Source organism: uncultured Methylovirgula sp. (assembly GCF_947646745.1).
Classification (GTDB): domain Bacteria; phylum Pseudomonadota; class Alphaproteobacteria; order Rhizobiales; family Beijerinckiaceae; genus Methylovirgula.
Map to the genome: position 1 here is coordinate 42,643 of NZ_CANSHK010000025.1, position 6,000 is coordinate 48,642.

The following is a 6,000-nucleotide window of genomic DNA, read 5'->3' on the forward strand; positions in this document are numbered from 1 at the left end:
AATGGCGCGTCGCATATTGCCTTTCGCCGCTGCGGCGGCGCTTTTTCTTGAGCTCGCTGGCTGCTCGAATTACGGGGCGCAGCGGCCGGCTTGGCGCGCCGAAGCGGAAAACGCCTGTCTGGCGCAAAATCTCATCCAGCAATCGGCCTATGTCCGCCCGGTCGAAGAGATCAACGGGCCGGGCATCTGCGGCCTGACGCGGCCGTTCAAGGTCGCGGCCCTGCTCGACGGCACGGTCATGCTCGACGGCGATTACATTCTCGATTGCCCGATGATCGCGTCGCTTAATGCCTGGGTGAAGGACGTGGTCGAGCCGGCGGCCGAAACGCGGTTCAGCGAGCGCGTCGTCGAGATCGAAACCTTCGGCACCTATAGCTGCCGCGGCATCAATGGCGAATGGGGCGCGAGGCTCTCCGAACATGCCTTCGGCAATGCCATCGATGTGAAGGGCTTCCGGCTTCAGGACGGCCGCGACATCACCGTGGTTCACGATTGGACGCAGGGCGATCCGCAATCGCAGGCCTTCCTGCGCGATGTCGACAATGGCGCCTGCGGCGATTTCACCACCGTGCTTGGTCCGGGCTATAATTTCCTGCATTACAACCATCTCCATCTCGATCTCGCGATGCGCGGCAACACATCGACCGGGCCGCGCCGGGTCTGCAAGCCGCATCCGGATATCTGGCCGCAGTCGCATCCGCCGGATGGTCTGCCCGAGCCGCCGCCGCTTGAGGAGGAGATGGATGTCTCGCAGGCCGGCAGCGCCGCCGACCAGCAACCGATGGCCCTGCATACGGGGCCCGATTCGCCCGATGCCGCCGTGCCCGCCGCACCCTATTCGCCGCCGCGCTCCTATGGGCGTTCGTACCAGGCGCTCTCCTCGGATGCACTGCCGCCCGAACCCGTTCAGCCGCAAACGGCCGAGCCCCAGGCGGGGACCATGCGCTCCGACGGCGCCTTCGTGCCCGAAGGGCGGCCGGCCGATTGGGATCTGCATTAAGGTGCGATCACATTCTGCGGCGCATGGGCTTGCGTGCTTTCCGCAGCATGGCCCCGCGCGTTAGGAACGGGAAACCTCCAACCGCAGATGGACTCCGGCATGTTGCAATCGAATCCGCCGCACGCGACGACACAACGGTTCATGCGCTACAACGCGCCCGCACAGCTTCTTCATTGGCTGGCGGCGCTGGTCATTTTCACGACGCTGCCGCTCGGCTGGATCGTCGCGCATATGGGCCGCGACGCGCCGAACCATCATGTCTTCATCTTTCTGCACAAGTCCTTCGGCGTCCTGGCGCTGGCGCTGATCGTCGCGCGGCTCATTTGGCGCGCCGTGCGCAAACCGCCGCCGCTGCCGCCGCGCCTCGCCAAATGGGAGGCCGGCCTCGCCCGTGCGACGCATGTCTTTCTCTATGCGATCTTCGTCGTGATGCCGGTCAGCGGCTATATTCTCTCAAGCGCCCACGACGGCCATCCGGTTTCGTTCTTCGGTCTGCCGCTGCCGGCCCTGCCGGAGAATCCGGCGCTCTCCAAGCTTGCCGGCGCGGTGCATCTGACCGGCCAATATTTCGTCTATCTGTTTCTCGCGGCGCATCTTCTCGGCGTCGTCTGGCATATCGCGATCCGCCGAGACAATGATTTAGCGCGCATGCTGCCGGAGCAGGTCAACGCAGAATAGTGCAGGCACTCGTGCCATTGCACCAATCCTGGCGCAGATAGGGATCGCGGATCAGGCGCTGATGCCGCCGTGCGGTGACGGGCCGCGGATCATCGAGCGCAGCGGGCCCTTTGGCTTGCGGCGCAGGCTCCGGCACCAATCGCTGAGGCGCACCGAGCGTCGGCGCCACCGGCTGCGATTCCTGCGCATTGCCGCCGAATTGGCCGGGATAGGGCGCCGGCATCAATTGCTGTGCGGCGAAGGCGGGCGTCGCGCAAAGCGCCGCCGCGAGACCAAGAATTTTAAACATGGCTTTGCCCTTCGTGAGCAAAGCGGCGCCATCCGCGAAGCGGGCTTTAGTCCTTCTTGACCCACACCGTTTCGCCATGCGGGTCGAAGACGATCGACCGAAACAGGTTCAGGAACGAGCCGCCGAGCTGCGCCGCCGGCGTGGTCCGTGTCGCGATGCCGCCGCAGGGATTGGTCGGCTTGACGATGAGATAATAGCGGCCGGTCTCGGCGACAGGCCTGCTGTTCTCGTCGGCGATCACAAGCGGTTGAGAGCTGGAATAGACCGGACGCGTCTCGAAGCCGACGCAGGTCTTGACCGTCACCGTGCCCTCCTGCGTCAGCCGGATGTCATGGGCGACGAGCGCGTCATAATAGGCCTGGTTGATGTCGAGCGAATGCGGATAAAGCGCATCGTCATAGCCGGTGTCGATCTGCGCCCAGGTCTGCGTCGCGCCCAATTGCACGAAGACGACCGGCACATTGGGCCGGTCCTTGGCGACGCGCGCGCGATCGCGCGAGAAGAAGCCGCGCTGGGCGATCGGCGCAAAGCCGGCCGCTTCGAGCTGCGCGGCTGGGCACGGTTCGGCCGACAGCGCCGCGGTCTCGCCGTCGAGCGCGACTGTGAGATGGGCGAGCAGATCGGTGCCGATAATGGCATCCGTATCCGGCTCGGCGCGGCGGGTGAGAAATTCGCTTTCGCCGGGAAGCGGCAGCGACGTCGCCGCCTTGACCATGCCGCCGAGCTCGGCCGGCGTCTTCGCCCGCAGCGAGCTTTTGGTGGCGCCATAATCGAGCATGGCGCGCGCCGTCGCGCCGTCGATCGACAGATCGATATGCGGCGTCGCGCCGCTATAAGTCAGCGCATAAAGATGGCCGCCGCAGAGGGCCGCGGCGGTCCTCGGACGAAAGTGAAACATGGCCGCCGCTAACGCGAGCGCCAGCAAAATGGTTGCGGGATATTTCAGCTTTGCCGTCTCTTCCCCTTCCACGCCCGTGTTCCGCCGCGTCCCGCGGAACTGCGCGGCTTGGCCTCGCCGCCGCCGAAATTATGCGGTCCCATTTCGGCATCGGTCGGCTTGTGCGGCCGGCTCGCCGGCAGATTGGCGGCATCGCCAAAGGGCCGTGTCCCGCGATAGGCGCCGGCCTCGCGCTCGACATCGGTTTGCGTTGCCAACGGATCGTCGGAGATCGCAAGTTCGACCGATTGTAACCGCTTGATCTCGTCGCGCAGCCGCGCCGCCTTTTCGAAATTGAGGTCGGCCGCCGCATCGCGCATCTCGCGTTCGAGGTCGGCGATCGTCGCCTTGAAATTATGGCCGATGAGATTGCCCGCCTGCGCCATGCCGGCATCGACGGTCACATGGTCGCGTTCGGCGACCGAGCCGAGAATGTCCTGGATGCCGCGCTTGATCGATTCCGGTGTGATGCCGTTTTCGATATTGAACTGGCGCTGCTTGTCGCGCCGCCGGCTGGTCTCGGCCATGGCCCGCTGCATCGAGCCGGTGATCTGATCGGCATAGAGGATCACGCGGCCGTCGACATTGCGCGCGGCGCGGCCGATCGTCTGGACGAGCGAGGTCTCGCTGCGCAGAAAGCCTTCCTTGTCGGCATCGAGAATGGCAACCAACCCGCATTCCGGGATGTCGAGACCCTCGCGCAGCAGGTTGATGCCGACGAGCGCATCGAAGGCGCCGATGCGCAGGTCGCGGATGATCTCGATGCGCTCCAGCGTGTCGATGTCGGAATGCATGTAGCGCACGCGCACGCCATGTTCGTGCAGATATTCGGTGAGATCTTCGGCCATGCGCTTGGTCAGCACGGTGATGAGCGCGCGGTAGCCTTTCTGCGCCACGTCGCGCACTTCACCGAGCAGATCGTCGACCTGGGCGCGCGCCGGGCGCACCTCGACCGGCGGATCGATGAGGCCGGTCGGGCGGATCACCTGTTCGACGAAAATGCCGCCGGAGCGCTCCATCTCCCATTTGCCCGGCGTCGCCGAGACATGGATCGATTGCGGCCGCATCGCATCCCATTCCTCGAAGCGCAGCGGCCTGTTGTCCATGCAGGAGGGCAGGCGGAAGCCATATTCGGCGAGCGTCGCCTTGCGGCGGAAGTCGCCGCGATACATGCCGCCGATCTGCGGCACGGTCACATGCGATTCGTCGGTGAAGACGAGCGCATTGTCGGGCAGATATTCGAACAGCGTCGGCGGCGGCTCGCCCGGCCGGCGGCCGGTGAGATAACGCGAATAATTCTCGATGCCGGCGCAGGAGCCGGTCGCTTCCATCATCTCGAGATCGAACAAGGTGCGCTGCTCGAGCCGTTGCGCCTCGAGCAAACGGCCGGCGGCGTAAAGCTCGGTGAGGCGCTGCTTCAATTCTTCCTTGATGCCCTTGATCGACTGGATGAGCGTCGGGCGCGGCGTGACGTAATGGGAGTTCGCGTAGATCTTGATGAATTCGAGATCCTGCGTCTTCTGCCCGGTCAAGGGATCGAATTCGATGATCGATTCGATCTCGTCGCCGAAGAAATTGATCCGCCAGGCGCGGTCTTCATAATGGGCGGGGAAGAGATCGATCGTATCGCCGCGGACGCGAAAGACGCCGCGATAGAAATCGCCGCCCGAGCGCTTGTATTGCAGCGCGACGAGATCGGCGATGAGCTGACGCTGGTCGATCCGCTCGCCGGCCTTCACCGTGAAGGTCATCGCCGTATAGGTCTCGACCGAGCCGATACCATAGATGCAGGAAACGGAGGCGACGATGATGACATCGTCGCGTTCGAGCAAGGCGCGGGTCGCCGCATGGCGCATGCGGTCGATCTGCTCGTTGATCGAGCTCTCCTTCTCGATATAGGTGTCGGAGCGCGGCACATAGGCTTCCGGCTGGTAATAGTCGTAATAGGAGACGAAATATTCGACCGCGTTCTCGGGAAAGAAACTCTTGAACTCGCCATAGAGCTGCGCTGCGAGCGTCTTGTTCGGCGCCAGGATCAGCGCCGGGCGCTGCGTGCGGGCGATCACCTGCGCCATGGTGAAGGTCTTGCCCGAGCCGGTCACGCCGAGCAGGACCTGGTCGCGCTCGTTGGCATTGACGCCGGCGACCAGTTCGTCGATCGCCGTCGGCTGGTCGCCGCGCGGCTCATAGTCCGAGGCAATCTTGAAGCGTACGCCGCCTTCGGATTTCTCCGGCCGCGACGGACGGTGCGGCATCCACGGCGCCTTGTTGCGCAGATTGGGGTCGCCGTGTTCGAGCAGGTCTTTGAGCGAGGCGGCGGTGGCCGCGACGCCGCTGACGGCGAGCGCGCTGTCATAATGCGCCGGCGCCTCGGCAAAGCCGATCGGCGGTCCGCCCGCCAGGGCCGGATTGAGCAGCGAAGCGAGGTGCTCGCCGAGCGGTTTTAGCTCCGGCTTGCCGGCCTTCGAACGGGCGGATTGTCTGGGCGTTTTGGGCATGGACGCAATATGGGTCCGCTGCGCCGCAGATGGAAGCGCAGATCAGCCAATGGCCCAGCGCTTCAGCTGCGTTCGGTCGCAGCGAACAGCCGGTAGAAGAAACCGGCGCCAAGGCCGGACAGGGCCTCCGTCGCGACTGACACGGGCGTCGTCTCGGCGCCAAACAGCGCGGCGATTAGTGCGTAAGCCAGACAGGCCGCCGCGCCGCCGAGGCTGTACGCCACAAGGCTCGTGTGGCCGAGGCGGGCGAGAATCTTGTGGGCGAACAGAAGCGCGAGCGCGCTGGCGCGGGCGCCGCTCCACAGGCCCGCAAGGGCCGCCAGCAAGGTCAGCGGCACGGTCGCCTCGCCGAGCGAGATCTGGCCCAAAACCGACGGCCCGAGCGGCAGTTTGTCGAGGCCGCCGAGACCACCAAGGCTGCCGAGGCTCAAAAAACGCGTCGCTCGCGCCGCGGCGTTGACGAGGCCGACGATCAACCCGGCGAGCACGGCGGCACGGAACGACCAGCCGACGCTCTTGACCTGGAATGAGCCGGCAAGGGCGCTTTCGCGCAGGTTGCCCGGCTTGCCGAGCACCGCGGCGACGACCTCGGACGGCA

At 65.2% G+C, this 6,000-nt stretch carries 6 protein-coding genes; 2 read left to right on the plus strand and 4 right to left on the minus strand.

Going from position 1 to position 6,000, the window contains the following annotated elements; all coding sequences use genetic code 11:
• Position 1 precedes the first annotated feature (1 nt).
• Together Q0025_RS09035 and Q0025_RS09040 are read left to right on the plus strand one after the other, a co-directional pair.
• Positions 2 to 1,000: an extensin family protein gene (locus Q0025_RS09035; protein ID WP_297298171.1), complete on the plus strand. Its 999-nt coding sequence runs from the start codon at positions 2 to 4 to the stop codon at positions 998 to 1,000.
• Positions 1,001 to 1,099: 99 nt separating this feature from the next.
• A complete protein-coding gene (locus tag Q0025_RS09040) occupies positions 1,100 to 1,678 on the plus strand; it encodes a cytochrome b (RefSeq protein ID WP_297298173.1) in 579 nt (192 codons plus the stop codon).
• Here the strand turns inward: Q0025_RS09040 and Q0025_RS09045 are convergent.
• The 4 genes from Q0025_RS09045 to Q0025_RS09060 all read right to left on the minus strand — a co-directional run.
• Positions 1,665 to 1,967 (minus strand): hypothetical protein, encoded by a 303-nt coding sequence (locus Q0025_RS09045; RefSeq protein WP_297298175.1) that lies wholly within the window; start codon positions 1,965 to 1,967, stop codon positions 1,665 to 1,667. The genes Q0025_RS09040 and Q0025_RS09045 overlap by 14 nt on opposite strands.
• Positions 1,968 to 2,013: 46 nt before the next feature.
• Positions 2,014 to 2,865 (minus strand): hypothetical protein, encoded by an 852-nt coding sequence (locus Q0025_RS09050; RefSeq protein WP_297298177.1) that lies wholly within the window; start codon positions 2,863 to 2,865, stop codon positions 2,014 to 2,016.
• A 44-nt stretch (positions 2,866 to 2,909) separates the two neighbouring features.
• Positions 2,910 to 5,402, minus strand: coding sequence for an excinuclease ABC subunit UvrB (uvrB, locus tag Q0025_RS09055; protein WP_297298179.1), 2,493 nt, complete (start codon positions 5,400 to 5,402; stop codon positions 2,910 to 2,912).
• Between the two features lie 62 nt (positions 5,403 to 5,464).
• On the minus strand, positions 5,465 to 6,000 hold a 536-nt coding region (locus Q0025_RS09060; protein ID WP_297298180.1), incomplete at its 5' end, for a hypothetical protein.